This window comes from Streptomyces sp. NBC_00162 (genome assembly GCF_024611995.1).
Classification (GTDB): domain Bacteria; phylum Actinomycetota; class Actinomycetes; order Streptomycetales; family Streptomycetaceae; genus Streptomyces.
The window spans coordinates 5,034,922-5,061,528 of sequence record NZ_CP102509.1 but is presented as its reverse complement, the minus strand read 5'-3'; the positions used below and the strand labels follow the sequence as shown (position 1 = coordinate 5,061,528).

At 71.2% G+C, this 26,607-nt stretch carries 21 protein-coding genes, 1 tRNA gene and 1 pseudogene; 14 read left to right on the top strand and 9 right to left on the bottom strand.

Annotation, left to right across the window (positions count from 1 at the left end):
* Positions 1–40: 40 nt before the first annotated feature.
* The 3 genes and pseudogenes from JIW86_RS23675 to JIW86_RS23665 all read left to right on the top strand — a co-directional run.
* Positions 41–244, top strand: a pseudogene (locus tag JIW86_RS23675) (flavoprotein); the annotation flags it as partial.
* A gap of 69 nt (positions 245–313) precedes the next feature.
* A tRNA-Arg gene (locus tag JIW86_RS23670) sits at positions 314–386 on the top strand.
* Positions 387–618: 232 nt separating this feature from the next.
* Positions 619–1,488 (top strand): nitroreductase/quinone reductase family protein, encoded by an 870-nt coding sequence (locus JIW86_RS23665; RefSeq protein WP_257555842.1) that lies wholly within the window; start codon positions 619–621, stop codon positions 1,486–1,488.
* Here JIW86_RS23665 and JIW86_RS23660 read toward each other — a convergent pair.
* The 5 genes from JIW86_RS23660 to JIW86_RS23640 form a co-directional block, all read right to left on the bottom strand.
* Complete coding sequence (locus tag JIW86_RS23660; protein ID WP_257555841.1) at positions 1,391–2,695, bottom strand: sensor histidine kinase; 1,305 nt, start codon at positions 2,693–2,695, stop codon at positions 1,391–1,393. The two genes, JIW86_RS23665 and JIW86_RS23660, sit on opposite strands and share 98 nt — an antisense overlap.
* Positions 2,696–2,841: 146 nt before the next feature.
* Positions 2,842–3,474 carry a sortase domain-bontaining protein gene (locus tag JIW86_RS23655; RefSeq protein WP_257555840.1) on the bottom strand — a complete coding sequence of 211 codons (633 nt, stop codon included), beginning with the start codon at positions 3,472–3,474 and terminating at the stop codon, positions 2,842–2,844.
* A gap of 159 nt (positions 3,475–3,633) precedes the next feature.
* Complete coding sequence (locus JIW86_RS23650) at positions 3,634–3,834, bottom strand: hypothetical protein (protein ID WP_251065441.1); 201 nt, start codon at positions 3,832–3,834, stop codon at positions 3,634–3,636.
* 100 nt (positions 3,835–3,934) lie between these two features.
* Positions 3,935–5,797: an MFS transporter gene (locus tag JIW86_RS23645; protein WP_416237589.1), complete on the bottom strand. Its 1,863-nt coding sequence runs from the start codon at positions 5,795–5,797 to the stop codon at positions 3,935–3,937.
* A 118-nt stretch (positions 5,798–5,915) separates the two neighbouring features.
* Entirely contained in the window at positions 5,916–8,546 is a 2,631-nt protein-coding gene (locus JIW86_RS23640) for a hypothetical protein (protein WP_257559407.1), read from the bottom strand.
* Between the two features lie 172 nt (positions 8,547–8,718).
* Between JIW86_RS23640 and JIW86_RS23635 the strand changes: the two genes are divergently transcribed.
* From JIW86_RS23635 to JIW86_RS23625, 3 genes are all read left to right on the top strand, one after another.
* On the top strand, positions 8,719–9,453 hold the full coding sequence (locus JIW86_RS23635) for a GOLPH3/VPS74 family protein (protein WP_215149194.1): 735 nt from the start codon (positions 8,719–8,721) through the stop codon (positions 9,451–9,453).
* Positions 9,454–9,702: 249 nt separating this feature from the next.
* Entirely contained in the window at positions 9,703–10,596 is an 894-nt protein-coding gene (locus tag JIW86_RS23630) for a helix-turn-helix domain-containing protein (RefSeq protein ID WP_215149195.1), read from the top strand.
* 208 nt (positions 10,597–10,804) lie between these two features.
* Complete coding sequence (locus JIW86_RS23625; RefSeq protein ID WP_257555839.1) at positions 10,805–11,014, top strand: DUF397 domain-containing protein; 210 nt, start codon at positions 10,805–10,807, stop codon at positions 11,012–11,014.
* 159 nt (positions 11,015–11,173) lie between these two features.
* Here the strand turns inward: JIW86_RS23625 and JIW86_RS23620 are convergent, their stop codons facing one another.
* Positions 11,174–12,019 (bottom strand): hypothetical protein, encoded by an 846-nt coding sequence (locus JIW86_RS23620; protein ID WP_257555838.1) that lies wholly within the window; start codon positions 12,017–12,019, stop codon positions 11,174–11,176.
* 128 nt (positions 12,020–12,147) lie between these two features.
* On the opposite strand from JIW86_RS23620, the gene JIW86_RS23615 reads away from it, so the two are divergent.
* Positions 12,148–13,350 carry a PLP-dependent aminotransferase family protein gene (locus JIW86_RS23615; protein ID WP_257555837.1) on the top strand — a complete coding sequence of 401 codons (1,203 nt, stop codon included), beginning with the start codon at positions 12,148–12,150 and terminating at the stop codon, positions 13,348–13,350.
* Positions 13,351–13,352: 2 nt separating this feature from the next.
* Here the strand turns inward: JIW86_RS23615 and JIW86_RS23610 are convergent, their stop codons facing one another.
* On the bottom strand, positions 13,353–14,612 hold the full coding sequence (locus tag JIW86_RS23610) for a serine hydrolase domain-containing protein (protein WP_257555836.1): 1,260 nt from the start codon (positions 14,610–14,612) through the stop codon (positions 13,353–13,355).
* Between the two features lie 219 nt (positions 14,613–14,831).
* Here JIW86_RS23610 and JIW86_RS23605 point away from each other — a divergent pair, with 219 nt between their 5' ends.
* The 3 genes from JIW86_RS23605 (at position 14,832) to JIW86_RS23595 (ending at position 18,604) form a co-directional block, all read left to right on the top strand.
* Positions 14,832–15,065 (top strand): hypothetical protein, encoded by a 234-nt coding sequence (locus tag JIW86_RS23605; RefSeq protein ID WP_257555834.1) that lies wholly within the window; start codon positions 14,832–14,834, stop codon positions 15,063–15,065.
* A gap of 101 nt (positions 15,066–15,166) precedes the next feature.
* Positions 15,167–15,949: an SDR family oxidoreductase gene (locus tag JIW86_RS23600; protein ID WP_257555833.1), complete on the top strand. Its 783-nt coding sequence runs from the start codon at positions 15,167–15,169 to the stop codon at positions 15,947–15,949.
* 63 nt (positions 15,950–16,012) lie between these two features.
* The gene (locus tag JIW86_RS23595) at positions 16,013–18,604 is read left to right on the top strand and encodes a bifunctional FO biosynthesis protein CofGH (protein WP_257555832.1); all 2,592 of its coding nucleotides are present in this window, start codon (positions 16,013–16,015) and stop codon (positions 18,602–18,604) included.
* 101 nt (positions 18,605–18,705) lie between these two features.
* On the opposite strand, the gene JIW86_RS23590 is transcribed toward JIW86_RS23595, so the two are convergent.
* Positions 18,706–19,770 carry a tyrosine-protein phosphatase gene (locus JIW86_RS23590; protein ID WP_257555831.1) on the bottom strand — a complete coding sequence of 355 codons (1,065 nt, stop codon included), beginning with the start codon at positions 19,768–19,770 and terminating at the stop codon, positions 18,706–18,708.
* A gap of 466 nt (positions 19,771–20,236) precedes the next feature.
* Here JIW86_RS23590 and JIW86_RS23585 point away from each other — a divergent pair, with 466 nt between their 5' ends.
* Positions 20,237–21,313 carry an ADP-ribosylglycohydrolase family protein gene (locus JIW86_RS23585; protein WP_257559406.1) on the top strand — a complete coding sequence of 359 codons (1,077 nt, stop codon included), beginning with the start codon at positions 20,237–20,239 and terminating at the stop codon, positions 21,311–21,313.
* On the opposite strand, the gene JIW86_RS23580 is transcribed toward JIW86_RS23585, so the two are convergent.
* On the bottom strand, positions 21,310–21,927 hold the full coding sequence (locus tag JIW86_RS23580; RefSeq protein WP_257555829.1) for a hypothetical protein: 618 nt from the start codon (positions 21,925–21,927) through the stop codon (positions 21,310–21,312). The genes JIW86_RS23585 and JIW86_RS23580 overlap by 4 nt on opposite strands.
* 89 nt (positions 21,928–22,016) lie before the next feature.
* On the opposite strand from JIW86_RS23580, the gene JIW86_RS23575 reads away from it, so the two are divergent.
* The 3 genes from JIW86_RS23575 to JIW86_RS23565 all read left to right on the top strand — a co-directional run bounded on the left by JIW86_RS23575 (position 22,017) and on the right by JIW86_RS23565 (position 26,540).
* Positions 22,017–24,860 carry a TIR domain-containing protein gene (locus JIW86_RS23575; RefSeq protein ID WP_257555827.1) on the top strand — a complete coding sequence of 948 codons (2,844 nt, stop codon included), beginning with the start codon at positions 22,017–22,019 and terminating at the stop codon, positions 24,858–24,860.
* A 49-nt stretch (positions 24,861–24,909) separates the two neighbouring features.
* Positions 24,910–25,770, top strand: a complete 861-nt coding sequence (locus JIW86_RS23570) for an LLM class F420-dependent oxidoreductase (RefSeq protein WP_257555825.1) — start codon at positions 24,910–24,912, stop codon at positions 25,768–25,770.
* 65 nt (positions 25,771–25,835) lie between these two features.
* Positions 25,836–26,540 carry a hypothetical protein gene (locus JIW86_RS23565; RefSeq protein ID WP_257555824.1) on the top strand — a complete coding sequence of 235 codons (705 nt, stop codon included), beginning with the start codon at positions 25,836–25,838 and terminating at the stop codon, positions 26,538–26,540.
* The last annotated feature ends 67 nt before the right edge of the window (positions 26,541–26,607 follow it).

Sequence of the window (26,607 nt, the reverse complement as noted above, 5' to 3'; positions counted from 1 at the left end):
TTCTTCTACTTCGCCTGCTTCTTCGCGTCGATCTCATGGCCGCCGACGCGCCGCAGCCCTCGCCGGAGACCGCGAAGCCGCCGAGCGCGTCGAACTCACCCTCCCCGAAACCGGCGTGTGCGGCGGCGCGGGCCTCTACGACGAGCCCGCACCGGACCGGACGGGCGGCGGCTGCTGCGCCACCCCGGCCACTCCGGCCACCCTGCGGATCGGCGCCCCGCCCGCCGTCGGCGGCGGCTGCTGACCTGAACTATTGGGGGCGCATCCGTGCAACACGATCCGCTAGGCTGTCAGCGGTCATCGACTGACCCCCGCCTTCGTAGCTCAGGGGATAGAGCACGGCTCTCCTAAAGCCGGTGTCGCAGGTTCGAATCCTGCCGAGGGCACAACCACGAGGACCCCCCGCCGCAATCGGCTGGGGGTCCTCGTTTCGTTGTGGTTGTATGGCGCCCGTGTCGCGTGACGCCGCCTACTGAGATGTGGGCCGGGCGGTGGTCGGGCAGGCACCTGTTCTTGAAGGACCGGGCCCATGGGCATGTACGCCACCGGCTACGGGTGATCTCCCTCGGTTGTTTCGCTGCCATCGCACGCATACACACCGTGAGGAATCGACACTCCATGTCGTCATCCAGCGCCACATCTTTCAATCAAGCCGTCATAGAAGAGTTCAGGGCGAACGCCGGCCGCGTCGGCGGGCCCTTCGAAGGCTCCGAGCTGATCCTGCTCACCACCACCGGGGCCAGGTCCGGGAAGCCGCACACCGTCCCCCTCGGGTTCGTACGGGAGGACGGTGAGGGCGCGGACGGCGCGGACGGCGGCGGGCAGCTGCTCGTCGTCGCGTCCGCGGCCGGGGCCGACCTGCATCCCGCCTGGTATCACAACCTGCTCGCGCGTCCCCTCGTAGAGGTCGAGACCGGGACCGAGAAGTACGAGGCCGTCGCCGTACCCGCCGAAGGGGCGCGGCGGGACGAGCTGTTCGCGCGCGTCGTGGGCGAGGCGCCCGGGTACGGGGAGTACCAGGAGCGGACCCGGCGGGTGATCCCCGTCGTGGCGCTCCAGCGCACGCACGAGGCGCCCGCCGGCGAGGGCGGGATCGCCGGGAAGCTGCTCGAGGTGCACGGGTGGCTACGGGCCCAGCTGGCCCTCGTACGGGAGCAGGCGCGCGGCGGCGGGCCCGGCTCGCTCGGGCTGCAACTGCGCCAGCACTGCCTCGCGTTCTGCCACACGCTGGAGTTCCACCACCGCAGCGAGGACGCCGGACTGTTCCCGTACCTGGAGCAACAGCACCCCCACATGCGGGAGTTCTTCCGCAGGGTCGATGCCGAGCACCGTGTCATCGCGCGGCTCCAGGAGGAGCTGGTACGCGCGCTGGACGGGCCCGGAGCCGGGTTCAGCGAGCGGGTGGAGCGGCTGAGCCGGGAGCTGGAGGCACATCTCGACAGCGAAGAGGCGCAGTTGCTGCCGGTGCTGCGGGCTCTGGGAGCGTGATGCGGGCCTCGGCGCCGCCCTCCTGCGGATTGCGGAAGCCGAGGGCGGCGCCGAGGGCTCGGGCCTGGCCGGCGGCGATGGTCAGGCCCAGGCCGTGGCCCTTGTTCATGCCCTCCGTACGGAACCGCTGCGGGCCGGCGGTGAGCAGGTACTCCGGATAGCCGGAGCCCGCGTCGGTCACGGTCAGGGTCCGGCCGTCCACCCTGACGGTGACCGGGGCCGCGCCGTGCTTGTGGGCGTTGGCGACGAGGTTGCCGAGGATCCGCTCCAGGCGGCGCCGGTCGGTCTCCACCCGCAGGGACGAGACCACCTCGAGCCGCGTGTCGGTGCCCGAGGCGCGGATCGTGCGGGCCGCCAGCCCGGCCAGGTCGTACGCGTCCAGCTCCACGCGCTCGCTGCCCGTGTCCAGCCGGGAGATCTCCAGGAGGTCCTCGGTCAGCGCGCGCATCGCCTGGACGCGGTCCCGTACGAGTTCGGCCGGCCGGCCCGGCGGCAGGAGCTCGGCGGCCGCGTTCAGGCCGGTCAGCGGGGTGCGGAGCTCGTGGGCGACGTCCGCCGTGAACCGCTGCTCCGCCTCCAGTTTGCGCTGGAGCGAGGAGGCCATCGTGTCCAGGGCCCGGGAGACCGCCGCCACCTCGTCCTTGTTGCGCGCACGGTCGTCGACCCGCGCGTCCAGGTCGCCCGCGCTGATCCGGCGGGCCACCTGGGCCGTCAGGTGCAGCCGCCGGGTGATCCGGGTGACGCCGAGCGCGCCCATGAGGAGGGTGCCGCCGATGGCGAGCACCGAGGAGCCGAGGATGGCCCGGTCCAGCTCGGCGATCGTCCGCTCCGCGGCGGTGAAGTCGACGGAGACGGCTATCGCGGTGTCGTGGTCGGCCGGCGCCGCCGCCCACATCGCGGCGCGGCCGCGGTGTTCGCCGATGACCGTGGCGCGCTTGCCGCTGAGCGCCATTGCGCGCAGCTCCGGGGGCAGGCCTACGGGGTCGATGCCCTCGCCGCGCGCCATCCGCGCGCCGATCTCGTACGCCACGATGGTCCGGTCCAGTTTGGCGAGCGCCTTCTCGCGCGCCGTGCCGACCGTCTGGTGGGTCATGGCGCTGTGGACGAGGCCGCCGAGCAGTGCCGCGAGCCCGCAGCACATGAGGGTGATGAAGACCGCGGCCTTCCAGGTCAGGGTCGAGGTCCAGGCGGGCAGCCGAAGGCTCATGGTGCGCTGGTCTCGTTCATGATCCTGCGGACCCGTCCGTCCCTGACTGGTGCCTGACTGGTGTGGAGACGCGGACGGTCCGTGACCGTCCCCCCGTCAGGTCACGGTAATGCGCCCGCCCGGGCGGGCTCGCGGCGGGCGCCGGATTACGCCACCAGATCGGCGTAGAAGATCACGTTGTTGGTGCGGTGGCCGTCCTTCAGCTCGCCGCCGCAGGTCAGCAGGCGCAGCTCGGGGCGGCCGGTGTCCCCGTAGACCTTGTCGGTCGGGAAGTCCTTCTTGTTCACGTCCTCGATCTCGCGGATCTTGAACTTGGCCGTCTTCCCGTCCTCGCGCGGCACCTCGACGAGATCGCCGAGTTTGATCTTCTTGACGTCCTTCATCAGCGCCGGGCCGTACTTGGTGTCGAAGTGCGCGACGAGGACGGAGACGCCCTTCTCGCCCGGGGTGACGCCCTCGGTCCACCAGCCGGGGCTGTTCGCGTCGGTGTCGGCGTTGGGCACGCCCAGCTCGCCGGAGGCGGCGTCCACCTTGAGATCGACCATCTTCTTCGCGTCCACGCCCGCAGCGTCGATCTTCATGCCGGTCGGCCGGGACCGGGGCAGGGCCGGTGCGCGGCCGCCGGTGTCGGCGGCCGGGGCCGCCGTGCTGCCGACCTTGGGGTCCGGGGGCAGCTCGGGGCCGGAGCCGGAGCCGCAGGCGGCGAGGGTGCCGGTGACGGTGGCGGCGAGGACGGTCACCGCCAGTGCACGGCGGGCGGGGGCGAGGGTACGGGTCATACGGATGACGTTACGAGGGGCACGTGTGGGCCATCCGTCGGCAATGTAACGGTTGTCCGGATGCTCCCCCGCGAAGTCGTGACGGCAGTCGTGACGGCATCGGAAAGCCCTTCCGGCCGGAGCCGGAAGGGCGTCGCGAAAGGGTCAGATCAGTTCAGCTCAGCTCAGCCCTCTGCTGCGCTCGCCGATGCGGTCGCCCTGCGGAGTCCCGGCCCGCTTCAGGGCCGCCTTCGTGTGCGCCCCGCCCTTGACCTTGGTCCGCAACATACCGTCGAAGCCGTGGCCCGCCGGACGCGGCGGCCGGTCCGGTTCCTGAGCCTGGAACGCCGCTCGGAAGTTCTGCTTCTGCTCTTTGCTCATCCCGTCGTCAACTCCCTCGGGAAGCACCCAATCGGACTACTGGGATCGTATGCAGATATACGGACCAACGCACCCGGACCGGACGTAAAAGAATTGTGGATCAAGGCCGGGGCGGCGCCGGCCGCTCCGGCGGCCCCAGCGTGCCGTGGACCAGCTCCTCCGGGCAGGGCGTGCCCCGCGGCAGCTGGTACTTCGCCGCCACCCGGTACTCCCCCGGGGTCGGCGCCAGCAGCTCCGTCCACACGTCGCCCGCCTCGTCCGGAGCGGCCTTGAACAGGCATCCAGCCGTGTTCGCGTACTCCTTCACAGCGGCCGCCTTCGCCTTCGACGCGAAGGTCTCCTCCGGCGGCGCCACCGGCTTGCCCGCCGTGTCCACCAGCCCCAGCCACGGCGAGTGCGGGATCCGCACCAGCACCCGCCCGGCCTGCTTCACGTCGATCACGAGCCGGTCGGCGCCGGCCCGCACCACCGTCGCCGGCCCGGACACCAGGTCCGTCGGCTGGTGGACCTTGAACAGCTGCCAGTTCGTGTCGCCCCACACCTGCTGGAGGTACGGGAGCCCCTCGCGCACCAGCTTCGCCTCGTCCTCCCCGCCCGAGTCCGGTTTGTCGGCGGGCAGCACCACGTAGTGCACCGCCCAGCGCTCCAGCCAGGCCCGGTAGCTGTCGGCGGTCAGCGTGTCGTCGTAGAAGAGCGGGTTCCGCTCCAGGTCGGCCTGCCGGTTCCAGCCGCGCGCGAGGTTCACGTACGAGGGGAAGGCGGAGGATTCGCGGTGACTGCTGGCCGGGACCACCTCGACCCGGCCGCGGTCGGCGCCCGCCTTCTGCAGCTGGTCGACGAGCGGGGCCAGCTCACGGTTCCAGGCGGCCACCGGGGTGGTGCGGACGATGTCCGTGATGCTGTTGGTGGTGATCCAGATGTTCAGCCCAGCGAAGGCGAGCAGCAGCGCGTACCACCGCCGCGAGCGCGGGAACTCGTACGGGAGGGCCGCGAGCAGCACCGCCCCGCCGAAGAGCATGATCAGCCGGGTGACGTTCGAGCCGATCTGGGAGTCGATCGCCCAGGTCAGGAAGACCCCGAAGGCGTAGACGGCCGAGGCGATCCGGACCGTCTTCCACCGCTCGGGTACGAGGAACAGCACCGCAAGCGCGAACACGAAGGGCAGCCAGGCCGAGCCGAACTTCATCGGCTGCGTCCCGGAGAAGGGGAACAGCCAGGCCGACAGCCCTACCACGACCACCGGGGCCAGGCCCAGCGCGTACGCACCCGGCCGCCGCCGGCTCAGGAACAGCGCGGCCGCGATCACCCCGAGGAAGAGCCCGGCGACCGGGCTGGAGGCGGTCGCGAGCCCGGCCAGCGGAGCCGCCACGGCCGCCTTGGCCCAGCGCCGCTCCGACCATTTGCGCGGCCAGCAGAAGACGGCGGCGACGGCGCCCAGCGCGAACATCACGCCGAGGCCGAAGGTGACGCGGCCCGACAGGGCGTTGCAGAGCAGCCCGTACACCCCGGCCAGGGCGGGCCACAGGGGCTCGCGCACGGCGCCGCGGCAGCGGGTCAGGACCAGGGCGAGCAGCCCGGCCGAGACGGTGCCCGCGATCATCATCGTGGTCCGGACGCCGAGCATGTGCATGAGGTACGGCGAGACCACGCTGTACGAGACGGGGTGCATGCCGCCGTACCAGGCGAGGTTGTACGCCGAGTCGGGATGGCGGCCGACGAACTCGGCCCAGGCGTCCTGCGCGGCGAGGTCGCCGCCGCTGTTGGCGAAGCTGAAGAACCAGACGACGTGCAGGACCCCGGCGAGCAGCGTCGACACGGCGACCGGGTGACGGCGGATCCGGTCCAGAGCCCGGGTTCCTATGCCACCGGGAGCGGGGGCGGGGGGCGCGGACACCGCCGCGCCACCGCCGTGGCCCTCGCCGCGCCGGCCCTCCTGCTGCTGCCGCTGCTCAGCGGTGGTCACTGACGTACTCCCCAACACATGAGTCCACACCCGCACACACGTCCACGTCCCTGGACCCAAGACGCGTCCCGGCGCCCCGGGGTTGCCCGGGACGCCGGATTCACGCTCTCACCGACGCTCAGCCGACGCGCGTCAGCTTGCTGCCGATGCCGGGTGCGGCGAGCTCGCTCTGCAGGGCCACCGGCACCTTGACCTGGCTGGCGCCCTCGCCGACGGTCAGCACGCCGATCTCGGTTCCGGCCTTCGCGGTCTGCGGGATCTTGCCGCCGCCGCCGGCCAGCTTCACGTTCACGTTGAGCGAGGCCCAGCCGACCGCCTGCACGTCGGCGGTGGCGACGACCGGGGTCCGGCCGCCGAGCCCGTCGTCCACGTAGCCCACGACGGCGCCCTTCTTCACGACGGGCGCGCCCTCCAGGGCCTTCTGGGTGGCGATCATCAGCTGCTTGCTCGCGGAGATCACGCTGTCGATGATCGGCGGCTTGTGCTGGGCCAGGACGGCTCCGACGATCAGCTGGTTGGTGTTGCCGATCTTCTTCTGGGCTGCGAAGAGGAGGTTTCCGCCGGCCTTCGTCGTCGTACCGGTCTTGATGCCGAGCGAGTCGTTGTACGGAACGAGGCGGTTCCAGTTGTCCCACTTTTTGCCCGACGGGTCGACCCAGCTCGGCTTCTTGGTGATGTCCAGCAGGGTCTCGATCTCGACGAGCTTGAGGCCCAGCTTCACCTGGTCCTCGGCGGTGCTGACCGTGGTCGCGTCCAGGCCCGAGGGGTCGGTGTAGGTGGTGTTGGTCATGCCGAGTTCCTTGGCGGTGTCGTTCATCTTCTTGACGAACGCCTCCTGGGAACCGGAGTTCCAGCGCGCGAGCAGCCGCGCGATGTTGTTGGCCGACGGGATCATGAGGGCGGCGATCGCGTCGTACTCCGAGATCTTCTCGCCCTCCTTGACCGTGTCGAGGGTGGACTCGTTGTCGGTCGAGTTGTTCTTCTTGCCCTCGGTCTCGGCCGTCTTGTCGACGTCGATCATCTGGCCCTGCTCACCCTTCTTTATGGGGTGGTCGCGCAGGATGATGTACGCCGTCATCGACTTGGTGACGCTGGCGATGGGCACCGGCTTCTGCTCGCCGGACTGGCCGAGCGTGCCGAGGCCGGCGGCGGCCATGTAGGCCTGGCCCTCGGTGGGCCAGGGCAGCTGGGGCTTGTCGCCGCCGAAGGTGTACGAGGACTGCGCCGTCATCACGAGCTTCGGCTCGGGCAGGGGGCGCACCAGCTGCACGACGGCGAGGATGATCGCCAGGAGCACGGCGAGCGGGAAGTAGATCTTGAACCGCCGGACGGCGGTGCGGAGCGGGCTCGGCGGCGGGGGCGGGTTGTTCGTGAGGTCCGCCAGCATGTCGAGCGGCGGCTTGGGCGGCAGCGGCTGCTGGGTGGTCCGCTCCGACCGGTCCAGCGAGGCGGGGGCCGGGGCCGTCGCCGCGGCCGCGGGCTTCGGCTGCTGCTCGGGGGTGTCCGTGCGCAGCGGCACGAAGGTGCTGGCCTTCGGCGGTGCGGGCGGCGCGGGCTGCGCGGCCTGCGCCGAAGCGGAATCCGCGGGCCGCTCGGCGGCCGTCGGCGGCTTCACGGCACGGAACACGGCGGTGCGCTCACTGTCGGTGGCGTCCGCATCGGAATCCACCGCCGGAATCCGGAACACGCCAGTCCGCTCGCGCGGGGCGGGCTCCTTGACGGGGGCGTCCTCCGGAGCAGTCGGCTTCACGGCGCGGAAGACGGCGGTGCGCTCGCTGTCGGCGGGCTCGTCCGCCGAAGCGGAATCAGCCGCCGGACCCGCCGGGGCGTCCTTCGGCTCCGCCGGCTTCACCGCGCGGAACGCGGTCGTGCGCTCGTCGGCGACCGGCTTGTCCGCCGAAACGGAATCAGCAGCGGGCGCCGCCGCGGCCTTCTCGGCCGGAGCGTCCTTCGACTCCGCCGGCTTCTCGGCCGGGGCATCCTTCGGGGCCGCCGGCTTCACCGCACGGAAGGCGGCCGTGCGGTCGTCGGCGGCGACCGGCTTGTCCGCCGAAGCGGAGTCGGAAGGCCGCTCGGCGGCAGCCGGCTTCACCGCGCGGAAGACGGCGGTGCGCTCACTGTCGACCGGCGGCTCCTGCGCCGAAGCGGAATCAGCCGCGGGCGCCACCGCGGCCTTCTCGGCCGGAGCGTCCTTCGGCTCCGCCGGCTTCACCGCACGGAACGCGGTCGTGCGCTCGTCAGCGACCGGCTTGTCCGCCGAAGCGGCGGCCGCCGGCTTCACGGCGCGGAAGACGGCGGTGCGCTCACTGTCGACCGATGGCTCCTGCGCCGAAGCGGAATCAGCAGCGGGCGCCACCGCGGCCTTCTCGGCCGGGGCGGCCTTGGGCTCCGCCGGAGCGGAATCGGCACCCGCATCCTTGGCCAAGCCCGGCTCGGCCGCGTCCGCGGAAGCGGAATCCTTGGAGGGCTCGGCGGGCTCGGCCCGCTCGGCCGGCTCGGCCGGCTCCTCGGCCGTGGCGACCCACGCCGCTACCGCGTCCCGGAGCGCGTCGCGCCCGCCGGAACCGTCCGGCTCCGCGTCCGCGTCCACGTCCACGTCCACGTCCGCAGAAACGCCCGCACCCTCAGGATCCCTCGGCCGGAACACCGACAGCCTCGGATCACGCTCCGCGGAGGTCGACGCCGCCCCCGGCGTTCCTTCATCAACCGACTTGTCGGGGGACTCGCCCGCCACCAGTTCCTCCTCCATCGTCGCCACGTCCGGCTGTCCGAATGTCTAACAGTGTCCCGTCTAGGGGGCATCGCCCACGTGATAGACGAGAACGACATAGCTGCGGGTTCCCCCACAAAGCGGCCACGCGCTCTCGACAGATGAATGTGAGAGGCGTCACCCTGTCACTCATCCACGCGGGGAGGCATGGATGGGCAGGAGCCGCAGAACAATTCCGGAGGAGCTTCTGCTGCTCGCCTTGGACCCGGCCACGGGTACCACGGCGCAGCCGCAGTCGCTCGACCTCGGCCTGGCCGGGGCACAGCTAGTGGAGCTGGCTCTGGCAGGACGGATAGCCCCTGACGGGGATCGTATCGCCGTGGTGATGCCACGGCCGACAGGAGATCCGACTCTGGACTCCGCACTGGAACTGCTGCGCAGGCGCGGCAGTCCGGTACGGGCCGTCCACTGGATTGGCGGACCCCGACTGGGACTCCGCCAGATTTACCTCGCTCACCTGGAGCGCTGCGGCATGGTCCATGCCGTCGCGGGCCAGATGTGCGGGGTGCTGCCGACGACTCGCTACCAGGCGACGGACACGGCTATCAGCCGGGAGATCCGTGCCCGGCTGGACACTGCGATCCGCACCGGCGTACCGCCGGACCCGCGGACCGCGGCGCTCGCCGCACTGGCCCACGCGGTCGGACTCGGCAAGCACCTGTACCCCGGCAACGAGGGGCGGTCGTCCAGGTCCCGGCTGCGGGACCTGATCCGGCACGACCCCATGGGCGGACTCGTGGCGCACGCCGTGATGGACGTCCAGAACGGTGTGGCCGCACAGCCACGCCGTGACCGCGCCCCGGTACCGCCCGCCCGGGCCACGGCGAGCAGCGTTCCGCTGCAGCCGCGCCGGACGGGTGCGATGGCCCGCGCGGCCGCGCACTGATCCACCCGTTCGACCTGTTCGACCCGTTCCACCCGTTCCATCGCCGTAACCGACGTCGGCCAAGACCCGGTTCGGAGGCCGCCAGCGCGCGGGGTGACGAGGCCGGTCCACCGGTCCCGACGCCCCGCGCGTCTGTTTTTCCCGGCCGTTCCCCAGCGCCGCCGCACCCTTCGGTGGCAGTCTGCTCAACATCAGACACGCAGAGAGACAGACAGCTGCACGACAGAAGAAGGCGGAGGTGCCGTTCACGTGGCGTCCAATGTCAATCCCACCGTCCGACGCCGCCGACTGGGCATGGAGTTGCGCAAGCTCCGCGAGGACAAGGGCATGACGGCCGAACAGGTCGCCGAGCGCCTCCTCGTCTCCCAGTCCAAGATCAGCCGGCTGGAGAACGGCCGCCGGTCCATCAGCCAGCGCGACGTACGCGACCTGTGCGAGGTGTACGAGGTGGAGGACCCCCGGCTCGTGGACTCGCTCATGCAGATGGCGAAGGACTCCCGCCAGCAGGGCTGGTGGCACGCCTTCGGCGACATCCCGTACAGCGTCTACATCGGCCTGGAGACGGACGCCGCGAGCCTGCGCACGTACGAGCCCCTGGTGATCCCGGGGCTGCTCCAGACGACGGAGTACGCCCACGCCCTGGTCCGCGGCGCGTGGCCGGAGACCGCTCCGGCCGACGTGGAGAAGCGCGTCCAGGTCCGGATGCACCGGCAGAAGCGGCTCTCCGAGACGGAGAACAACAATCCGGAACTCGGGCCGCTGCGCCTGTGGGCGGTCATCGACGAGGCCGCGCTGCTCCGGTGCGTGGGCGACGCCGAGTTGATGATCCGGCAGCTGGAGTTCCTGATAGAGCAGTCGGAGCAGCCGCACATCACGGTGCAGGTGATGCCGTTCTCGCTCGGCGCGCATCCGGGCGTCAACGGCCAGTACGCGATTCTGGAGTTCCCTGACGCGTCCGACTCGACGGTGGTCTACATCGAGGGCGTGACCAGCGACCTGTACCTGGAGAAGGCCAACGACGTGCAGAAGTACAGCGTGATGTACGAGCACCTGCGCGCCCAGGCCCTCAACGTCGACCAGACCCGGCAGTTCATCTCCGGGATCATCGACCAATACGCGGGCAAGGTCGGCGAGACACGATAAAACAGCAGGAAACCCCTGGGGCGACGGGGAGGGCCGGTACCGTACACCGTCACTCCCCGGCCACAGAAGGCCTGAATGGAATATGCCACTCGGTCGGGTGAATGCCTCCTTCACCCGTCAGGAGCTGCGGGTAGCGTCGATCACGTCGGGCCGGAGAACCGGCCGGCCGACACGGCAAACGGAACTACTCGCTGAACCGGAGAGAAACATGGCTATTCGTCAGGGCGCCACGCACAGCTGGACCAAGTCCTCCTACTCCGCCAACGGCGCCTGCGTCGAGGTCAAGTCCCCCGTTGTGGAAGCCATCGCGGTCCGCGACTCGAAGGTGCAGGACGGCCCGTCCCTCACCTTCGCGCCCGGCTCCTGGACCTCGTTCGTCGACGGCGTCAACGAGGGCCGGCTGGGACGCCTCGCCTGAACGTCACGGCATGCTCCCCAACCGACCCGAGTGCGTTAACCGCAGCACAGGCAGTACACGCAGTACCCGCACCACCGGCAGTACCCGCACCACTGACTGGAGCCCTCTCGACCGGCCCGCCGTCCTGGCCGAGGGGGCTCGGCCATGTCCGCGTTCCGGCTACCTCAGCCGGTCGACGTACCGGTCGGTCCCCGGCACCGTGGGGATGAACGGCGCCACCAGCTCCACCCGCCCCAGCCCCGCCTCCGCGACCTCCGCGTCCAGCCCCTGGAAGCGGTCCCAGCAGGTCCGGGGGTCCTGCTCCAGGAACCACAGGAGCGTCAGGCGGGTGTCGACCCCCTCGACCTGCTTGACGTACGTCATCCGGTCGCCGGGCAGCGGCGTGGGGCGGAAGACCGTCACCATCGCGGCCGGGGAGCCGTGCAGCCGCTTCGGCAGGGCGCGTGATCGCAGCCACTCCAGCAGCTCGGCCCGCTGCTCGGGCCCGTCGGCGTCGACGACCTGCACGACAAGACCGGCGTACGGGTGGTCGAGGGCGTGGAAGTCCCGCGGACCGGCGGCTCCGTCGCGGTAGACGGTCGCCTCGTGGTCCTGGAAGGCCGTGAACACGTGGGTGCGGTCCTGGTAGACCCGGCCGTCGCGATTGAGCCGCTTGTTGATGCCGACGGTCCACTTCATGTGCTCGTCGTAGCGGCCCTCGGTGACCCAGTACGTCGATATGTAGCAGCCGGCGGTGACGGGCTGGGCCACGGCCGACTTCTCGGGGTAGCGCAGCTCCTGGAGCTCGCGGGTGGCCACCCAGCGGCGGCCGGCGTACATCCAGGGCATGGCCATGGCGCCGGCGTAGTAGTGGTCGTCCTCGTACCAGCGGTTGTAGGCGTACTCGTGGCCCGGGTGCGGCTCCACCATGGTGATCAGCGCATGGCCGGGGCGGACGCCGTACGGGCCGACGGCCGCGAGCTCGGCGTAGTCCTCGGCGCGGGTGTCCCGCTCTTCTGTCGTCATGGGACCGGTCTAGCTGATGTGGCGTCAGATCACGAGCCCTCGGGGGCCGTTCAGCATGTGACACATACGTGGTGCCTGCATCTTTCGACGGCTACGATACCCGCACCCCACTCCCAGAGGAGCCACCCGTGCCTGCTGCCGCCGCCTCCGCTCTCACGTCGCCGCCCGCGTTCGCCTCGCGCGCCGCCTCGGTGGGGGGTTCTCCCGTACGCGAGATACTCGCGCTCACCGAACGCCCCGGGGTGATCTCCTTCGCCGGCGGCCTCCCCGCGCCCGAACTGTTCGACACCGAGGGCCTGCGGGCCGCCTACGACGCCGCCTTCGCCGTGTCGGCGCGGCGGGCGCTCCAGTACTCGACCACCGAGGGCGCGCCGGAGCTGCGCGAGGCCGTCGCGCGGCGGGCGGCGGCGCGGGGCCTGCCGACCGGCGCCGACGACGTCCTCGTCACCTCGGGCTCGCAGCAGGCCCTCACGCTCATCACCGCCGTGCTGGTCGAGCCCGGGGACGTGGTGCTCGTCGAGAACCCCACCTACCTGGCGGCACTCCAGTGCTTCGGGCTCGCCGGGGCGCGGGTGGTGGCGGTGCCCTGCGACGCGGAGGGGATCATTCCCGAAGCCCTGGAGGAGATCGTCGCCCGGGAGCGTCCCAAGCTGCTCTACACCATCCCCACCTTCCAGAACCCGACGGGACGCACCCTGCCGGGCGCCCGCCGGGCGGCGGTGGCGCAGATCGCGGCGCGGCTGGGGCTGTGGCTGGTCGAGGACGACCCGTACGGGGACCTGCGCTACGAGGGCACGGACGTGCCGTGGCTGGCGGCGCACCCGGGAGCGGAGGACCGTACCGCCCTGCTCGGCAGCTTCTCGAAGGTCATGGCGCCGGGGCTGCGGCTGGGCTGGCTGCGGGCGCCGGAGGCGCTGCGCCGGGCCGCGGTGGTCACGAAGCAGGCGGCGGACCTCCACACGTCGACGGTGGACCAGCTGGCCGCCGCGCACTACCTGTCCGCGGTGGACCTGGACGCCCACGTGGCCACGGTCCGCGCGGCCTACCGGCACCGCCGAGACGCCCTGCTGGCGGGCCTGGCCGACGCCCTCCCGCCGGGCTCGGTCTGGAACCGCCCGGAGGGCGGCATGTTCGTCTGGGCCCGCCTCCCGGAGACCCACGACGCGGCGGCCCTCTTCAAGGCGGCCCTCGGCCACGACGTGGCCTTCGTCCCTGGATCCCCCTTCTTCACGGGCCCCCCGGACCCCCGCACGCTGCGCCTGTCCTTCACGACGCACACCCCGGAGGAGATCACGGAGGGGCTGGCGCGCCTGGCCCGGGCCGCGGGTTAGCGTCAGCCGGTCGGGGAGGCGGCCGGCTTGGAGGCGGTCGGCTTGGGGGCGGTCGGCTTGTGGCCCGGATACACGTGGTCGGGGGTCACGATCCTGGTGATGGCCTCGCCGAAGAGGGTGCTGGGCTCCTGGCCTTCGTGCAGGATGTCGGTGTTGAGCAGCACGACCATCGTCGCCTGGGCCTCCGGCAGGTAGACGGTCAGGGTTTCGTACCCGGGCAGCGAGCCGTTGTGGCCGATCCAGCCCTGGACGTTGAAGATGCCCAGCCCGTACCCGGCGCCCGGAATGCCGTTGATCGAGGTGGTCTTCAGCCGCTCGGCCTGGGTCTTCGGCGTCAGCAGCGTGCCGGTGGCAACGGTGCGCGCCCAGCTGCGCAGGTCCATGAGGTCGGAGATCATCGCTCCCGCGGCCCAGGCCCAGGACGGGTTCCAGTCGGTCGCGATCACGACCTTTCCGGTCGTGTCGTTGGTGTATCCCTGCGGGTGCGGGTCGGGGAAGTGCGCGTCGGTGGGGAAGACCGTCTGCCGCAGCCCGGCCGGCTCCAGCACCTCCTGGCGGATGAACTCCTGGATGGGCTTGCCGCCGACCTTCTCCACCACGAGGCCGAGCAGGATCAGGTTGGTGTTGCTGTACTGCCAGTCGGCGTCCGGCTCGAACTGCACCGGATGCTTGAAGGAGTAGTCGAGCAGCTGCTGTGGCGTGAAGGGCCGTGTCGGACCGGCGGCGAGCGCCTTGTTGAAGTCCTCGTCCAGGCTGTAGTTGAACAGTCCGCTGCGCATGCCCGCCAGTTCGCGCAGGGTGATGCGGTCCCCGTTCGGGACTCCGCTGATGTACTTGCCGATGGTGTCGTCGAGGCCCAGCTTGCCCTGGTCGACGAGTTCGAGGAGCGCGGTGACCGTGAACGTCTTGGTCTCGCTGCCGATCCGGATGTTGAAGCCGGTCTCCATGGGCGAGCCCGTGGCCTTGTCGGCCACGCCGAAGGTCCGTACGTAGCTCCCCTTGCCGGGAGCCCAGAGGCCCACGATCACGCCCGGCACCTGCGCCTCGCGCAGGACCCGCTGTACGGCGGCGTCCAGCTTCGCCGCGACGGCCGGGGTGAGCTCCGGGAAGTACGCGTCACTGTCCGGGGAGGGGGCGGCGGAGGCGGACGGCCCCGGGGTGGGATCCCCGTACGCGGGGCCCGCGACGCCCGGGGTGATGAGCAGACCTGCGGCGGCAGCGGCCACGCAGGCCCGGCGCAACCGTATGTACGTCGGCCTCACGGCATGCCTCCTGTCGTACGGGAAGCGGTACGAATGCACGTAGGAGCACAAGGATCAAGGCAGCAGCACCAGGGTAGGCCCGCACCCCCCACGCCGCGAGGCGAGCGGGCTTCCCCTTGACGGCGGCCACGAGCGATCCAGGGGCGAGACAGATAGTGAAGTTGGCCGACTCCGTGCGCCATGCAAAGGTACGTTCGATCGGGAAGGCGGTGACCGGTAATGGCTGCGCTCGTTTATTTCCGGAAAATCTCCGAGGACCCAGAGCTGGTTCGCTACGAGTTCGGAGATGATCCCGACAATTTCTCGAGGCAACTGACCATGAAAAAGGGCCCTCGCGTGTCCGCCGCCGACGACGGCCTGACCGACTACACCTTCCTGAAGGCATCCAGGAAGATCAATGCGATGCGCGAGGAAGCCGGCCGGTGGCCGGAGCGCGGAATGAGCGTGAGCTGACCGGTCACCGGGTCGACTCCCCACCCCTCCTCACCCTTCCCAAGCCCGGCGCGCTCGCCTAGCCTGACGGGCCGTCAGATAGTCTGCGTCTGGAGGGCGTCATGCTGCTGCGAGGGAAGACCGTCATCGTCTCCGGGGTCGGGGCCGGGCTCGGGCATCAGGTGGCCGCCACCGTGGTGCGGGACGGGGGGAACGCCGTGCTCGGGGCGCGGACCGAGGCGAATCTGGCCAAGTCCGCCGCCGAGATCGACCCCGACGGGGCGCACACCGCCTACCTGCCCACCGACATCGGCGACGAGCGCCAGTGCGAGGCCCTCGCCGCGCTCGCGCGGGAGCGGTTCGGCCGGATCGACGCCGTCGTGCACGTCGCCGCCTGGGACTCGTACTTCGGCGGCCTGGAAGACGCCGACTTCGGGACCTGGCAGCAGATCATCGACGTGAACCTGCTGGGGACGCTCAGGATGACCCGGGCCTGCCTGCCCGCGCTCAAGGAGAACGGCGGCTCCGTCGTCATCATCGGCACGCAGTCCGCCGTCGCCGCGCCCAACGAGGTCCAGCAGGCCGCCTACGCCGCCTCCAAAGGGGCCCTGACCTCCGCCATGTACTCCATGGCCCGCGAGCTCGGCCCGCACCGGATCCGGGTCAACACCGTGCTCCCGGGCTGGATGTGGGGCCCGCCCGTGCAGGCCTTCGTCACCTTCACCGCCCACACCGAGAACGTCCCCGAGGCCGAGGTCCACGCCCGCCTCACCGAGCGCATGGCGCTGCCCGAGCTCGCCACCGACGGGGACGTCGCCGACGCCGCCGCCTTCCTCGCCTCCGACCGGGCGCGGGCGATAACCGGCCAGTCGCTGCTGGTCAACGCCGGTGAGCTGATGCGATGACGATCCCTATGACCATCCCGATGACCTTCCCGTGCCCGTGCGACCGGATCGTATGCTCGGCCCATGACCACTCCGAGTGACGCTCCGACCGAAAACGCGATGCGCCGCGCGCTCCGGCGGGCCCGCGACGGCGTCGCGCTCGACGCGACCGAGGCGGCCGTACTCCTCCAGGCGCGCGGCGAGGCGCTCGACGACCTCGCCGCCTCCGCCGCACGCGTAAGGGACTCCGGCCTCGCCGCCGCCGGGCGGCCCGGTGTCATCACGTACTCGAAGAGCGTGTTCATCCCCCTCACCCGCCTGTGCCGCGACAAGTGCCACTACTGCACCTTCGCCACCGTCCCCGGCAAACTCCGCCGCGCCGGACACGGGATGTACATGTCCCCGGACGAGGTCCTCGACATCGCCCGCCGCGGCGCGGAGCTCGGCTGCAAGGAAGCGCTCATCACCCTCGGCGACAAGCCCGAGGACCGCTGGCCCGAGGCGCGCGAGTGGCTCGAGGCGGAGGGTTACAACGACACCATCTCCTACGTACGGGCCATCTCGATCCGGATCCTGGAGGAGACCGGCCTCCTCCCCCACCTCAACCCGGGCGTGATGTCCTGGGCCGACTTCCAGCGGCTCAAGCCCGTCGCCCCGTCCATGGGCATGATGCTGGAGACCACGGCCACCCGCCTGTGGTCCGAGCCGGGCGGCCCGCACCACGGCTCCCCCGACAAGGAGCCGGCGGTCCGGCTGCGCGTCCTGGAGGACGCCGGGCGTTCCTCCGTCCCCTTCACGAGCGGGCTGCTGATCGGCATCGGCGAGACGTACGAGGAGCGCGCGGAGTCCCTGTTCGCGCTGCGCCGTGTCTCCCGCGCCTACCACGGCATCCAGGAGCTGATCATCCAGAACTTCCGCGCCAAGCCGGACACGGCGATGCGCGGGATGCCGGACGCCGAACTCGACGACCTCGTCGCCACGATCGCCGTCGCCCGGCACATCATGGGCCCGTCCGCCTGCCTGCAGGCGCCGCCCAACCTGGTCGACGGGGAGTACGCCCGCCTGATCGGCGCCGGGATCGACGACTGGGGCGGCGTCTCGCCGCTGACCCCCGACCACGTCAATCCCGAACGCCCGTGGCCCCAGATCGACCTGCTGGCCGAGCAGTCCCGGGCGGCCGGCTTCGAGCTGCGCGAACGGCTCTGCGTCTACCCGGAGTTCGTGCAGCGCGGCGAGCCCTGGCTGGACCCCCGGCTGCTGCCGCACGTCCGCGCGCTGGCCGACCCGGACACCGGGCTGGCCGACGAGTCCGCGCGGGTCGAGGGCCGGCCGTGGCAGGAGCCGGACGAGGGCTTCACCGCGTACGGGCGCACCGATCTGCACACCACCATCGACACGGAGGGCCGCACCGGCGACCGCCGCGACGATTTCGACGAGGTCTACGGCGACTGGGAGTCGCTGCGCGAGGCGGCCGCGCCCGGCATGGTGCCCGAGCGGATCGACACCGACGTACGGGCCGCGCTCGCGCAGGCCGCCGACGACCCGACCGGGCTCACCGACGACCAGGCCCTCGCCCTGCTGCACGCGGACGGCCCGGCGCTGGACGCGCTGTGCCGGATCGCCGACGACCTGCGGAAGTCGGTGGTCGGGGACGAGGTCACCTACATCGTCACGCGCAACATCAACTTCACCAACGTCTGTTACACCGGCTGCCGCTTCTGCGCCTTCGCGCAGCGCCGCACGGACGCCGACGCGTACACGCTGTCCCTGGACCAGGTCGCCGACCGGGCCGCCCAGGCCTGGGACGTGGGCGCGGTCGAGGTCTGCATGCAGGGCGGCATCCACCCGGACCTGCCCGGGACGGCGTACTTCGACATCGCGCGCGCGGTGAAGCAGCGCGTCCCCGGCATGCACGTGCACGCCTTCTCGCCGATGGAGGTCGTCAACGGGGCCACGCGGACGGGGATGTCCGTACGGGACTGGCTGACGGCCGCCAAGGAGGCCGGGCTGGACTCCATCCCGGGCACGGCGGCGGAGATCCTGGACGACGAGGTCCGGTGGGTCCTGACCAAGGGCAAGCTCCCGACGGCGGACTGGATCGAGGTCATCAGCACCGCGCACGAGCTCGGGATCCGGTCCTCGTCCACGATGATGTACGGGCACGTGGACCAGCCTCGGCACTGGCTGGGGCACTTCCGCACGCTGGCCCGGATCCAGCGGACCGCGCTGTCGAACAACGTCGCCGGCTTCACGGAGTTCGTGACGCTCCCGTTCATCCACACGAACGCGCCCGTGTACCTGGCGGGCATCGCCCGGCCCGGCCCCACGGTCCGCGACAACCGGGCGGTGACGGCGATGGCGCGGATCCTGCTCCACCCGTACATCCCCAACATCCAGACCAGCTGGGTGAAGCTGGGCACCGAGGGCGCGGCCGAGATGCTGCGGTCCGGGGCCAACGACCTCGGCGGGACCCTGATGGAGGAGACGATCTCGCGGATGGCGGGATCGAGTTACGGCTCGTACAAGTCGGTCCGGGACCTGATCGCCGTCGCCGAGGCCGCGGGGCGGCCCGCGAAGGCCCGTACGACGCTGTACGGGGAGGTGCCGCGGGAGCGCCAGGACGCGGCCCGCGCCTCGGACGGGCACCTGCCGGAGCTGCTGCCCGTACTGGACTGAGGGCTGAGGACTGAGGCCCTGAGGAACGGGTGGAGCCCGGCCGGGGAGTGATCCGGCCGGGCTCCTGCACTCCTGGACTGGACTGGGCCGGCCGGGCCGGGTCAGCCGACGAGGAGGTCCTTCTTGAGCTGCTTCAGCTCGCGGGCGTCGATGCCGAGCCCGTCCTTGAGGTAGCGGTCGAAGGAGCCGTACTTCGCCGAGACCTCGTCGTAGCCCGCGTTGAGGTACTCGGAGCGCACGTCGAGCATCGGCTTGTAGACGGCGGCCTGCTGGGCCGGCAGGTGGGCGAGGATCGCGTCGTTGGCGGCCTTGCGGTAGTCGTTGCTGGCCAGGTAGTCGGCCTCGACGGTCTCGCGGGGGACGCCGAGGGCGGTCAGCAGGGAGGCGTTGGCCCAGCCGGTGCGGTCCTTGCCGGCGGTGCAGTGGAAGAGGACGGAGCGGCTGCGGTCGCTCTCCACGCCTTCAAAGACCTGCGTGTACGCCTTCTTGCCGCCCTCGCCGGAGACCATGGCCCGCTCCGCGTCGACCATGGCCTTGACGGCCTCGTCGGGGGTCCTGGGCATGGTCTGGAAGGAGCCGGAGCCCGCGAAGACGTCGGCGACGACGTACGTGGCGCCCGCGGGGACCTTGTCGGCGTCCTTGGTGCGCTCGTCCTGCATGCGCAGGTCGAAGACCGTCTTGACGCGCAGGCGCTGGAGCTTGGCCAGGTCGTTCTCGGTCAGCTTGTTGAGGGCGTCGGAGCGGTAGACCTCGCCCATCTTGACCCACTGGCCGGTGGTGGTGCGGTAGCCGCCGGCGTCGCGGAAGTTGACGGTGCCGTCCAGCTTGATCAGGCGGTCGGCGAGGTGCAGGCCCTGGCCGTGCTGCGCCTTGAAGTCGAACCACTGGCGGTCGGCGGCGGGCAGCCCCGTGACGACGGCCTGGCCCTGGGCGCCGCCCTTCGCGACGACCTTGCCGTTCGCCTTGATCTCGACCCGCTTGGTGCCCTGGGCCTTCCACTTGAGGGTGAAGGAACCATCGGCTCCGGCGGTGACGGTGGCCTCGGTGAACGGGATGACGGAGCGGTCGTGGCGGTCCCAGCCGGTGGCGGAGGCGAGCGGGGCCGCGATCAGGGAAGCGGTGAGTGCGGAGGCGACGACGGTCGCGGCGAGGAGTGCCTTCTTCATGCCTGTGAGGCTGGGCGGCCGCGGAGAACGCCGGATGAACGAGGCATGGCTGAAACCGGCCGTCTCGAAGGCGAGTGGCAAAACGTGCCATCAGCCGGGGTGGCGGCCGAAAGCGTTCGCTTTCCGGCCGTTCTCCGCATGCTTACGGACCGCTTGACGGACTGCTTCCGGATTCGAACGAAGCTGTCCACTACAGTGCCCGCCAGTGCTGTCGCAGGTGCGGCGGGCAGGCACGGCCAGGGGGACGGTGAGGGCGGTGGACGCCACGGACGGCGCGGGCGCGGTGATCATTCAGGGCACGGTGGAGGGACCAGGTGAGGCTTCCGGCCACCCCGTTTCGACGGACGGCCACGCCGTTTCCACGGACGGCCGCGGCGCGACGGACGGCCGCGGCCTGACGCACGGCCCGACGCACCCCCGCGGCCCGGCCGCCACCGCCGGGCGCACCGCGTCCCTGGCCGGCGGCCTGTGGGGCCGCTTCGAGCAGCAGGACTTCCGCAGCCGCGTCCGCGGCACCCTCCTCGGCTCCGCCATCGGCGACGCCTTCGGCGCACCGGGCGGCGGACTCTCCCTCGACGCCATCCGCGAGGCCCACGGCCCGGAGGGCCTGACCGCGCCCACCACCACCCCCGTCACCGCCGCCACCCAGCTCACCCTCTTCACCGTGGACGGCCTCATACGGGCCCACGTACGCCGGGACACCGGCGCCTGGCACCCGCCCACCGACGTCCACCGCGCCTACCTCCGCTGGGCCGCCACCCAGCACGACTGGGGCCCCGACGAGCGCCGCAAGGACAACGGCTGGCTCGCGCGGCAGGAGTGGCTCTACGTCCGCCGCGACCCGGACCGCGCCTGCCTGACCGGCTTCGCCGACGAGATCCTCGGCACCCTCGCCCAGCCGAAGAACCCCACCGCCCGCAACGCGGCCGCCGCCGCCCGCTCGGCCCCCTTCGGGCTGCTCGTCGGCTGGGAGCCCGCCCTGGTCCTCCAGCTGTCCGTCGAATGCGCCGCGCAGAGCCACGGCCACCCCGCCGCGTACCTCTCGGCCGGGGCCTTCGCGCTCGTCGTCCACGGCCTGACCCGCGGCGAGTCCCTGGACTCCGCCGTCCAGCGCGCCCTCGGCCTGCTCGGCGCCCGGCCCGGCCACCAGGCCGTCACCGACGCCCTCCAGCACGCCCTGTCGGCCGTCACCCAGGGCGCACCCGGCCCCGCGACCGTCGAAGCCCTCTCCACCGGCGACGCCGAAGCCGCCCTCGCCGTCGCCGTCTACTGCGCCCTGGTCGCCGAGGACATCCCGCACGGGCTGCGCCTCGCCGTCAACCACGGCGGGGACTCCGCCGCCTCCGGCGCCCTGTGCGGGGCCCTCCTCGGCGCCCTCCACGGCGAGACCGCCCTCCCGGCCGCCTGGCTCGCCGAGCTCGAGGGCCGCGCCACGCTGCTGGAGCTCGCCGACGACTTCGCCCTGGAGATGACCCAGGGCCCGGCCCTCCACGGCCCCACGGCCGCCTCCCCGGGCTGGCTGGCCCGCTACCCGCGCGGCTAGGGAGTCTCCGAAGCGGGTGCTTCCGTAGCAGGTGCTTCCGTGGCGGACGCCTGTCGCGGAACCCTTGCCGTGATCAAGTCCCCGACGCCGGCCACCTCGTTGAGGGTCTGGGCGAGCGAGAGCAGCACCTTGCGCACCCTGTCGATCTCGCCCCGAAGTTCCTCCGCCCGCGCCCACCGCCGCTCATGCGAAACGGGATCGACGTGCTCCCCGCGCGTCGCCTCGTGCGCGGTGAGCAGCGGATGCCACCGGCTGAGCAGCGGCCTGATCGAGAGGTTGAGCACGTTGACCGCCAGGACCCCGAAGGTCACGTGCCCCGGCGCAACGCGAGGAGCGACCGCGGGACCATACCGGCGCAGGATCTCCCTCGTGGTGCCGAAGACGGTGTAGAGGGAGGACAGCGCCTCCCGCAGCAGGCCCTCGTCCTCGCCCAGTTCCACGACCGAGATCCGGGTGGCCAATTCGACGTACAGCTCCCAGGCGGCCTCGCGCTCGGAGTCCACAGGCTCCCAGACGCCGCTGATCTCCCCGACGAACGGGATGGCGAGCTTGACCGTGATCTCCTGCGGGCCGAACTTTCCACCGCCACGCCTGCCCCTGCGCCGTAACCCCATCCCCCGACCTCTCCCTTGCAGTGAATCCTTCGTGTAACCCTACGAGTTGAGAGGGATCACACAAGGGGCGGGCGAGCTGGGGGGCAGCCATGGACCGCGAACGCGATGCGTTCATCTCATACAGCCACAAACGGGATATCACTCTGGCCGAGGGGCTTCAGCGCGGCCTGCACCGGCTCGCCAGGCCTTGGACACGCCGTCAGGTCATCAACGTTTTCCGGGACACCACCAGCCTCTCGGCCAACAGCGACCTCGGCGGATCCATCAAGGAGGAGCTGGCACGGTCCCGTTACTTCATCTACCTGGCCTCGCCCGAGGCCGCGGAATCACGCTGGGTGCGCGAGGAGATCGAGTTCTGGGTCGCGAACCGCCCATTGGACCACTTCCTCATCGCTGTCAGCGGCGGCACGGTCTTTTGGGACACACGGACGGGTGACTTCGACTGGGACGGCACGACCGCTCTGCCGCCGGTCCTCCGCAACAAGTTCAGGACCGAACCCCTCTGGGTCGATCTCACCGCATTCCGTGAGTCCGACAAACTCTCCTTACGCCAGGCGGAGTTCCGCGACGCCGTCGCCACGCTCGCCGCTCCCCTGCACGGCCGCAGCAAGGACGCGCTGGACAGCGAGGACCTCCGCCAGCACCGCATCGCCACCCGCATGCTCCGAGGCGCCGTAGCCGCACTGTCCGTGCTCCTGGTGACGGCCCTCATCGCCGGCATTGTCGCCTGGCAGCAACGGGGCGAGGCCGTCGACCGCGCACGGCGCTCCGCCTCCCAGGCCCTCGCGGCCCGCGCCCTGGAAATCGCCGGAACGGACCCACGCAGGGCGGCCCAGCTCGCCCTGTACGCAGAGGCGGTGCAGCCGACCGGAGAGTCGGCGCAGGCCATGGCCCGGGCGGTGGCGGCCAACGAGGGTGTGGCACGGCACTTCGAGGCGGGAAGCGATCAGGTGGCCGAGTACCGCGGGGCGGGGACGGTCCCCAACGCCAATGTCGCGATCAGCCCCGATGGCAGCACCCTCGCCTACTACCGGGACTACGACGACGTACACCTCTACGACATCCGTTCTGGCAAGTCCCTGCCGTCGCTGTCCACTCAGGGACCGCAGAACGGAGGTGCGCTCCAGTTCAGCGCGGACGGAAAGCTGCTCGTGATGGAGACCGCCTTCAACGAGATCGAGCTGTGGGACGTGCCCGGCGCCAAGCTGCTGCGGACCATCGTCGCCAGCGACGGGAGGGAACTGTCCCAAGCGCACAAGAGGCTGCAGGGTCACGCACTGTCCGACGATGGAAAGTGGCTGGCCGCGACCTACTACACCCCAGCCATGGACGGCGAACACCTCAGCGTCTGGGACACCGGTACCGGCACGGCCGTCACCGAAGGCCCCGCCGCTTCGGACGGGATCAGCCTCGCCTTCGACGCCTCGAACCGGCTCATCACCTTCACCGGTGACACGGGCACCGTGCGGGACTACACCCCGGCCTCGAACACGTGGAGCCCCGCGCGCCAGGTACCCGGGCTGCCCACGGGGGAGGAGGCCAGGGGCGTCATGCTCTCTCCCCACGGCGACTGGGCGTACGTCCTCGCACCGAAGAAGGGCGGCAAGGACGAACTGTGGAGTCTGACCGAGGGCAAACGCATCGCAGAACTGGCGGACGGACCGCCGCTGGCCGCCAACTCGACCGGCACGCGCGCGCTCGCCCTGCCCACCGACAGCGGCCGGCTGATCTCGATGTCGGACGGCCAGTCGGTGACCGTCTACGACCCCGCCCTGCGACGGCGGCGCAGCCTGGGCTCGTTCACGTGGCCCGTCCGAAACGTCGCCGGCTCCGCCGACGGCACGTGGGTAGCTGCGGCGGCCGAAAACGGGGCAGTGTCCCTCTTCGCCACGGCGGCCCGGCAGGGCGGCGAGAACCTGCCGAACGAGGACCGGGTCAAACCCGACGAGCTCACTCTCACCGGCATGGCGCTGCGGTCGAGCGCGAACGGCACCGACCTGTGGACGGTCACCGATGGCGACGCCGGTGTTCAGCGCAGGGGACGCATCCCCCGGAAGACCTCCGCGAACGAATCCTCAGTGGCCGTGAACACCGACGGCAGCCGCGCCGCTCTGCTGGAGGAGACGGAGCTGACGCTCTGGGATCCGCGCACGGGAACCCAGGTGGGAGCCTCCCGGACGTTCCCCGAGCAGTCCACCGGCAAGACCACCCCGTTGCTCTTCATGCCGGACGGGATACACGTCCTCGTGCCCGGGGCCGGGCGGCTCCTGCTGCTCGACAGCCGGTCGTGGGAGACACGCCAGGACCTCGGCGAGTACAGCCCCTCGTTGGACGTCGCGGACACCAGCGGGGACGGAAGTGCCGTGGCCGTCCTCGCCGGCAGTGATGTGACCGTGTGGAAGTGGACCACCGAAGCGCGTCTCGCACAGACACGCAAGAGCTCCCTGAGCTCCACAGTGACCTTGGGGACCACCCTTGTCGTCAGCCACACCGGGGAGAAAGTCGCGACCGTCAACGGCAATCGCCTCATCGGCATCCTGGACGTCGGGACCGGGCACGTCACGCGGAGTTCGACCGGAATGCAGTACGGCGATCGGTCTGTCGTCTTCAGCAAGGACGCCAGACTCCTCGTACAACGCGTCAGAAACGGCTCCGAGTGGACCCTGCAGTTCTGGGACACGGCCTCCGGCGACGCCGTGGGCAGCTGGACCATCCCCGACTCGGGCACCGACACTGAGAGCACAGTGCGGCTGCTCTCCGGCCCCGGAGGCGGAGTCCTCTCCCTCAAGGAGGACGGGACCTTCGCACGCCACACCATCGACTTCTCCTCGTGGCGCGAAGCCCTGTGTGCACTCGTGCCGGAGCCGCTCCCCAAGGACGAGTACGACCGCTTTCTCAAGGATGTGGAGGTCGACGCGCCCTGCCGTCCGTAGGCGGAAGCCCGTACCTTGTCTTTCCCACGTCTCGGAGGTGCCAGAAGCCATGCGGATCGCCACGACCATCTTCCTCACCGACCGCACCGTCTCGCCCGTCCGCCTCGCGCGCAGCCTCGAGGAGCGGGGGTTCTCCGGCCTCTACCTCCCGGAGCACACCCACATCCCGGTCAGCCGCGACACCGCCGCCCCCATGGGCGGCGACCTCCCCGAGATGTACGGGCGCACCCTCGACCCGTTCGTGGCCCTCGGCCAGGCCGCCGCCGTGACCGAGCGGCTCCACCTCGGCACCGGCATCACCCTGGTGGCGCAGCACGACCCGATCGACCTCGCCAAGCAGATCGCCACCCTCGACCACCTCTCCGGCGGCCGCTTCACCCTCGGCATCGGCTACGGCTGGAACGTCGAGGAGGCCGCCGACCACGGCGTCGAGTGGCGCACCCGCCGTGAACTGGTCCGCGACCGGATGGCCCTGATGCGCGCCCTGTGGGCCCCCGAACCGACTGCGTACGTCGGCGAGTTCTCCTCCGTCCAGGCCAGCGCCGCCCACCCGAAGCCCGTCCAGACCCCGCGCGAACTCGGCCCGGGCGTCCCGCTGTACGGCCCCCGCACCCTGATCGGCGGCCAGGCCGGCCCGAAGCTCTTCACCTCCATCGCCGACCACGCCGACGGCTGGCTCCCGATCGGCGGCGGCGGCCTCACCGAGTCCCTGCCGGTGCTGCGCCGGTTCTGGGAGACCGCCGGGCGCGACCCGAAGTCCCTCCAGGTGGTCCCGTACGCCGTCCAGCCCACGCCCGGGAAGATGGGCCACTACGCCGACCTCGGCATCGAGGAGGTCGTCCTCCGGCTCCCCTCGGCCCCGGAGGCGGAGATCCTGCGCACCCTGGACGAGTTCGCCCAGTACCTCTGAACCGAGACCTCTGAACCTAGGGTGGGCCCGAGGGAGCAGGTTTCGGCGGGCGGAGTGGTGGCGGCATGGACGAGGTACGGATAGCCGAGCGCAGGAGGAAGTGGTGGGACGGCTTCCCACCAGGCCCCCGACGGACCCGGAACACCCTGTTCTGGGCCACGCTGATCCCGGTGACGGCCACGGCAGGCGGCATCCTCACCCAATTCCCGTACGGCCTGCGCTGGCTCGGCGTGCTCATCGTGCTCGCCGCGGCCGGCACCGGCGCGGCCATGGCGGGCACCGGCTGGCACCGGTCGGGAGTCGCGGCCATCGTCGGCTTCGGCACCCTGACACTCGGCGTCTTCGCCGGGATCAGCCTGTACGAGGCGTACGCGAAACAGCTGGGCGAGCGGGTCGACGCGCTGGTCGTGGAGACCGGGGAGCGTACCGGCCTCAAGGGCGACACCCGCCCCTTCTGCCGCGTGGCCGACCCCTCGGGCACCATCCGGGAAGTCGCCCAGCAGCAGGGCTGCCGTGCCGACTTCGAACCGGGCCGGCGCATCACCCTCTTCGAGGACCCGCTCGGCATCCTCGCCCCCAGGATCGGCACCTCGCCCGACCGCACCCTCGACCCCTTCGGCCCGACGGTCACCGGCGGCCTCTTCCTGCTGGTCACCGCCACCCTCGTCTCGGGCGGCCAGCGCCGCCGCTCCGACCGCGACCTCCTGGAACAACACCGCCGCCGGACGGCCGGAACGTCCGGCAGGCGCTCCCCCGGAAGCGGGGAGTAGCGTGGGTAGTGGTGCACCGCCCGGCCGCTGGCTGTCGGCTGCGTCTCATCCTCTGCGCAAGAAGGAC

Coding starts and splice junctions, on each gene's coding strand:
- JIW86_RS23665 (WP_257555842.1), top strand. CDS start 619: ATGTCGTCATCCAGCGCCACATCTTTCAATCAAGCCGTCATAGAAGAG.
- JIW86_RS23660 (WP_257555841.1), bottom strand. CDS start 2,695: ATGAGCCTTCGGCTGCCCGCCTGGACCTCGACCCTGACCTGGAAGGCC.
- JIW86_RS23655 (WP_257555840.1), bottom strand. CDS start 3,474: ATGACCCGTACCCTCGCCCCCGCCCGCCGTGCACTGGCGGTGACCGTC.
- JIW86_RS23650 (WP_251065441.1), bottom strand. CDS start 3,834: ATGAGCAAAGAGCAGAAGCAGAACTTCCGAGCGGCGTTCCAGGCTCAG.
- JIW86_RS23640 (WP_257559407.1), bottom strand. CDS start 8,546: ATGGAGGAGGAACTGGTGGCGGGCGAGTCCCCCGACAAGTCGGTTGAT.
- JIW86_RS23635 (WP_215149194.1), top strand. CDS start 8,719: ATGGGCAGGAGCCGCAGAACAATTCCGGAGGAGCTTCTGCTGCTCGCC.
- JIW86_RS23625 (WP_257555839.1), top strand. CDS start 10,805: ATGGCTATTCGTCAGGGCGCCACGCACAGCTGGACCAAGTCCTCCTAC.
- JIW86_RS23620 (WP_257555838.1), bottom strand. CDS start 12,019: ATGACGACAGAAGAGCGGGACACCCGCGCCGAGGACTACGCCGAGCTC.
- JIW86_RS23605 (WP_257555834.1), top strand. CDS start 14,832: ATGGCTGCGCTCGTTTATTTCCGGAAAATCTCCGAGGACCCAGAGCTG.
- JIW86_RS23600 (WP_257555833.1), top strand. CDS start 15,167: ATGCTGCTGCGAGGGAAGACCGTCATCGTCTCCGGGGTCGGGGCCGGG.
- JIW86_RS23595 (WP_257555832.1), top strand. CDS start 16,013: ATGACCACTCCGAGTGACGCTCCGACCGAAAACGCGATGCGCCGCGCG.
- JIW86_RS23590 (WP_257555831.1), bottom strand. CDS start 19,770: ATGAAGAAGGCACTCCTCGCCGCGACCGTCGTCGCCTCCGCACTCACC.
- JIW86_RS23580 (WP_257555829.1), bottom strand. CDS start 21,927: ATGGGGTTACGGCGCAGGGGCAGGCGTGGCGGTGGAAAGTTCGGCCCG.
- JIW86_RS23575 (WP_257555827.1), top strand. CDS start 22,017: ATGGACCGCGAACGCGATGCGTTCATCTCATACAGCCACAAACGGGAT.
- JIW86_RS23570 (WP_257555825.1), top strand. CDS start 24,910: ATGCGGATCGCCACGACCATCTTCCTCACCGACCGCACCGTCTCGCCC.
- JIW86_RS23565 (WP_257555824.1), top strand. CDS start 25,836: ATGGACGAGGTACGGATAGCCGAGCGCAGGAGGAAGTGGTGGGACGGC.